4 protein-coding genes are annotated in these 5,144 nt (G+C 58.3%); all 4 read left to right on the top strand.

Annotated elements, in window-relative coordinates:
• Nucleotides 1–760: 760 nt before the first annotated feature.
• The 4 genes from RBB34_RS19715 to RBB34_RS19700 all read left to right on the top strand — a co-directional run bounded on the left by RBB34_RS19715 (nucleotide 761) and on the right by RBB34_RS19700 (nucleotide 4,620).
• Nucleotides 761–1,084 (top strand): type II toxin-antitoxin system HigB family toxin, encoded by a 324-nt coding sequence (locus tag RBB34_RS19715; protein WP_306120953.1) that lies wholly within the window; start codon nucleotides 761–763, stop codon nucleotides 1,082–1,084.
• The gene (locus RBB34_RS19710) at nucleotides 1,074–1,454 is read left to right on the top strand and encodes a helix-turn-helix domain-containing protein (protein ID WP_306120952.1); all 381 of its coding nucleotides are present in this window, start codon (nucleotides 1,074–1,076) and stop codon (nucleotides 1,452–1,454) included. The genes RBB34_RS19715 and RBB34_RS19710 overlap by 11 nt, the downstream gene beginning before the upstream one ends.
• A 13-nt stretch (nucleotides 1,455–1,467) precedes the next feature.
• Nucleotides 1,468–3,165 carry a recombinase family protein gene (locus tag RBB34_RS19705; protein ID WP_306120951.1) on the top strand — a complete coding sequence of 566 codons (1,698 nt, stop codon included), beginning with the start codon at nucleotides 1,468–1,470 and terminating at the stop codon, nucleotides 3,163–3,165.
• A 174-nt stretch (nucleotides 3,166–3,339) separates the two neighbouring features.
• Complete coding sequence (locus RBB34_RS19700) at nucleotides 3,340–4,620, top strand: site-specific integrase (RefSeq protein WP_306120950.1); 1,281 nt, start codon at nucleotides 3,340–3,342, stop codon at nucleotides 4,618–4,620.
• Nucleotides 4,621–5,144 lie beyond the last annotated feature (524 nt).

The following is a 5,144-nucleotide window of genomic DNA, read 5'->3' as shown; positions in this document are numbered from 1 at the left end:
CTTGGCCTTGAACTCGGCCGAGAACCGTCTGCGTGTCTTCATGATGGATCGTCCTTCTCATCGGTCGATCCACCTTATGCCACTGTCTCAGAAGCCGGCACCACCTCACTCCGCCTTCGGAGGGCGACGGCTACAGACTTGCGGACAAGATCCGCTATTAGGTTGCTGATCTAATCAGTAGATCAAGGTCCCTATACACCGCCGAGAGTACCGCTGCTTGCTCAGCAACATCGCTAACGTCGGCCAAGCTCATAGGCCCGCCGTCCGACAGCAAGTTATGATGGATGCGCCCTCCTGATTTGTGTCTGCATCTGAATATTTCGCCTTCGATCGCAACCCGCCGATTTGCACGCTATGGGCGCCGTTCCTTGTGCCTCGCCTCAGCTAACCTTTTCATCGCTGATTGAACGCCCTCTCATGCACTCGCCGATTGTCGGCCGGATTGTGAGAGTTATGGCAGCGCAGCGAAACAAAACTGCAACGAAAGGAGCAAGCTCTGCCGCTGCAGTGCGCTCCTCGGATCCACTGCCTGCATCCAATGAAGCCGTACTTTGTCTGGCGCGTCTGATCGGCCGGCAGATCGCGCGAGAACAGTTCGAGCGGCACGATGCCCGGGAACGGAAGCTCAGTCCGTGGAAAAGCAGCAAGCGTACATAGACTGCATCACATACAGGCACGTCGCCCCGGTCGCAGGATGGCCGCCGGAGCATCGATATTTATTCTTGAGACCATAATGGTCTCGTGCTATGTAGAGGCTCAAATGAGGATCATTGCCCGCCGCACTCTACGGGAGTTTGTCGAGAGCCTTGCAGGGCAAAGAGATCAGCCGGCTGTGAAGGCCGCGCTCGATGCTTGGTTCGATGAAGTCAGCAAGGCTGAATGGGCGAGTTCAGCCGATGTGAAAAGACACTACGCGACGGCCAGCATCGTCAACGCCGAGCGTATTGTCTTCAACATAAAGGGCAACGACTACCGCCTGGTGGTGGCGGTCGATTTCGAGAAGGGTATCGTCTGGATCAAGTGGATTGGCACACACAAAGCCTATGACAGGATAGACGTAGCTGAGGTGAAACATGGCGACTGAACTGAGACCTATCCGCTCCGAAGCGGACTACGAAACGGCGCTCGAGGAGGTCGAACGCCTTTGGGGCGCCAAGAGCGACACGCCGGAAGGCGACCGCCTCGACGTGATCGTCACGCTGATCGAAGTCTATGAGGCGAAGCGCTATCCGATGGATCCACCGGATCCAGTCGAAGCGATCCGGTTCCGGATGGAGCAGCAGGGCCTCACCCGCAAGGACCTCGAACCGATGATCGGTCCGCGCAATCGGGTGGCCGACGTTCTTAACCGCAAGCGTGGCTTGTCGATCGACATGATCCGGCAATTGCATGAACAACTCGGGATTTCCGCCGAAGTGCTGATCCGGCCCAGCCGCTTCGACAAGGTTGCATGATCGGAGGCTGCACATGATGCGTGTCGCGCTCTACGCCCGCTATTCCTCGGACAATCAGCGTGAGGCGTCGATCGAGGATCAGTTCCGTATTTGCCGAGAGCAGGTGAAACGCGAGAAGTGGAACATCGTCAGCACCTACAAGGACGCGGGCATCTCCGGCGCGAGCATGATCCTGCGGCCGGGCATCCAGTCACTCCTACAGGACGCCCAAGCCGGGCAGTTCGACATAGTGCTGGCCGAAGCCCTGGATCGCATTTCGCGCGATCAGGCTGACGTCGCCACATTCTACAAGCATCTGAAGTTCGCAGACGTGCCGATCATAACGCTAGCAGAAGGCGAAATCAGCGAATTGCATGTCGGGCTGAAGGGCACGATGAACGCGCTGTTCCTCAAGGACCTCGCCGCGAAGACCCATCGGGGCCTTCGTGGTCGGGTGGAGGAAGGCAAGTCGGGCGGCGGGCTCTGCTATGGCTACAAGGTCGTCAAGCAACTCGATGCCCGAGGAGATCCGATCCGGGGTGACCGGGAGATCGACGGGGCTGAGGCGAACATCATCCGTCGCGTCTTCCGGGAATTCGCTTCTGGAATCGGACCGCGGACAATTGCCCGCACGCTGAACGAAGAGGGCATTCCCGGACCGAGCGGGAAGCCGTGGGGAGATACGACGATCCGCGGTCACGTGAAGCGCGGAACGGGTCTGATAAACAACGAGCTCTATATCGGCCGCCTGATCTGGAACCGGCTGCGCTACATTAAGGATCCAAGCACCGGCAAGCGCGTCTCGCGCCTCAACCCGGAGCACGAATGGCTGATCCGCGAGATACCCGAACTGCGGATTGTCGATGATCGCCTTTGGCAGGCGGTACGTAAGCGACAGACTGAGATCGCCGAGAAATATGAAAATGTCACCGAAGCCGTGCGCAAGCACCACAAGAAGAACCGCCTCAGTGGCAAGCGTAGACCCCAATCCCTCCTGTCCGGTCTGATCGTCTGCGGCTGCTGCGGCGGTCCCTACTCACTGCGCGGTGGAGGCCGCTTTGCCTGTTCGAACCACATTAGCAAGGGCACTTGCTCAAACAGCCGCACCATTCCGCGCGAGGACCTGGAGAGTCGCGTTCTGGCTGGCCTCAAGGATCGGATGATGGCGCCAGAAGTCGCCGCCGAGGCCATGCGCGCCTATGCGGAGGAAACCAACCGGCTGAACCGCGAGCGTCGCTCAAACGGCGATGCCTGGCAGGCGGAACTGGCTAAGGTGGAGAAGCAAATCGCCGAGATCGTCGAGGCGATTGCCGATGGGATGTATCACCCGTCGATGAAAGAAAAGATGACCGGTCTCGAAACCCGAAAGGCCGAGTTGTTGTCCTTGCTGGCCGATGCCCCGGAGGAGAAGCCTGACTTGCTGCCGACGGCTTCGTCGATCTACGCGAAGAAGGTGGAGAAGCTCACGCAAGCCCTGAATCGCCCCGCAGAGCGTCAGGAAGCAGCCGAGGCTCTGCGGATGCTGATCGAGAAGATCGTGCTCGCTCCAGGACCGGAACGCGGTGAAATCCACGCCACGCTTCATGGCGAACTGGGGCACATCCTGGCATGGACGGAGCGGCAAGCGTTTGGAAGGGCCTCAAAAACAAACACTCCCGGAGGGGATTCCTCGGGAGTGTCGGTATCGGTGGTTGCGGGGGCAGGATTTGAACCTGCGACCTTCAGGTTATGAGTCAATAAATTGCTGATTTCTACTTATCTCGTCAAATGGACTAGAGTGCATTAACATATTGATTCTAATATGTTATATTGGACTTCCAGTTTCTAAAAATGGATACGGTTTCTGCTCACGGTGGCGACTTAGTGGCGACTTTCTTCACACTCTGCGGGAATCAGGGAGTTGGTTGTGACGAGCCAAAGACTGACAAAAAAGGCCGTTGATGAGCTGCAGCCGAGGGACAAGCAATATGTCTGCTACGATAGCTCGCTACCGGGTTTTGGGGTGAAGGTTTATCCGTCAGGGCGCAAATCATTTGTGGTCGAGTACCGGCCCGGAAGCGGCGGCCGGCGTATTGCCAAGAAAAGACTGTCGATTGGACACGTCGGGACTTTGACGTGCGAGCAAGCACGCGACATGGCGCGAACTAAGCTTGCCGAAGTCCGCCTCGGCAGCGATCCCAGCATTGAACGTGATGCCGATCGCAAGATGCCGACGTTCAGAGAAATGGCGCAACGCTATCTCGACGACGAAGCGCCCCGCCGCTTGAAACCGGCAACCATCAGGAACTACGAGATCAACATCCGTCGCCATGCCAACCCGATCATCGGCTCGTTGAGGATCAGCGAGATCGTGCGCGTCGATGTCGCCGCTATGCACAATGCGATCGGCGGCAAATCGAAGATCATGGCGAACCGAACGTTAGAGACGGTATCGGCCGTATTCCGTTACGCCCAAGAGGCGGGGCTGGTCCCCGAAGAATTCAACCCGACGAGAGGAGTTCGATCGTTCAAGGAGCCAAGACGCGAACGTTATCTGTCCGTCGACGAATTCATGCGGCTCGGCCAAGCGCTGCGTCTGGCAGAAACCGATGGGATTCCCTGGGCCAACCTCAACAAGGAGAAACAATCCAAGCATGCGCCGAAACCCGAGAGCCAAACGACAGTGTTCTCGAGCACGGCCATCGATGCGATCCGCATGCTGATCTTCACCGGATGCCGTCTCCGCGAAATCCTGCACCTGACCTGGAAGGAAGTGGATCTGGAGCGCGGGCTCTTGTTCCTAGCCGACAGTAAGACCGGCGCCAGAGCAGTTGTCCTCAACCGACAGGCGCACGACATACTCAAGGGCCAGGTCGTCGACGGCCCCTTCGTGTTTCCGAGTGACCAACACGACATCAATCCCGATGGGCGCTTGATCCAGAAACCTTTGGCCGATCTCAACAAGCCATGGCGGGCGGTGCGACGCCATGCAAGAATCGACGAAGTTCGCCTACACGATCTTCGTCACAGCTTTGCGTCAGTCGGTGCAAGCGCCGGCATGGGCCTCCCCATCGTCGGTGCCTTGCTCGGTCACAAGCAGGCGGCCACAACCGAAAGATATGCGCATTTAGACGCAAGCCCACTGCGCGCCGCCTCCGATCAGATCGCTGATCAGATCGCCTTTGCATTGAATCAATCGAAGAACTGATCAGCCCTGAAGGCGTGATAGCGAGCGCCAGTGCAAGGCGACCAACTGCGGGAAGCCGCAACGTCCCGGCTATAGACATCGCGGAAATGGCAAAAGACGGCTGTGCTGACTTTGCCAGGATGCATTCCTAGCAACATCGAAAGCAACCCCGGACAAGGCTAGTGGCGTCAACGCATGGTCAGCAGCCACCCAATCCTCGGAGCATTCGACGTCCTGACTAGGCTCGGAGCTACCGTACGGCACTCGGCTGGTTCCGGCGGCAAGGCGATCGTGTCAGGCCGCTACATGCGGGTAGCGGTCAAGCGGAAGTCCGGCCAGATCCGCAAGCCGCATATCCGTCGCCTCAAGACCGCGCTGCTCAACCCACAAGCCATTGAGCCGGCAACCACGCGCCGGCGCCTCGCCTTAGCCAGCCCAACTTAGGACGCTCACGTCTCGTACTCGTCGGTAAGCGTCCGGCCAAGCCTTCTTTGAGCGATCGTGGTCTTTGTGCAGATTTCGAAGCTGATTTCGCAATCAATTTC

It is taken from the genome of Roseitalea sp. MMSF_3546 (assembly GCF_030732865.1).
Lineage (GTDB): Bacteria > Pseudomonadota > Alphaproteobacteria > Rhizobiales > Rhizobiaceae > Roseitalea.
Note: the sequence above shows the minus strand (reverse complement) of the source record. Positions and strands in the feature narration are given on the sequence as shown.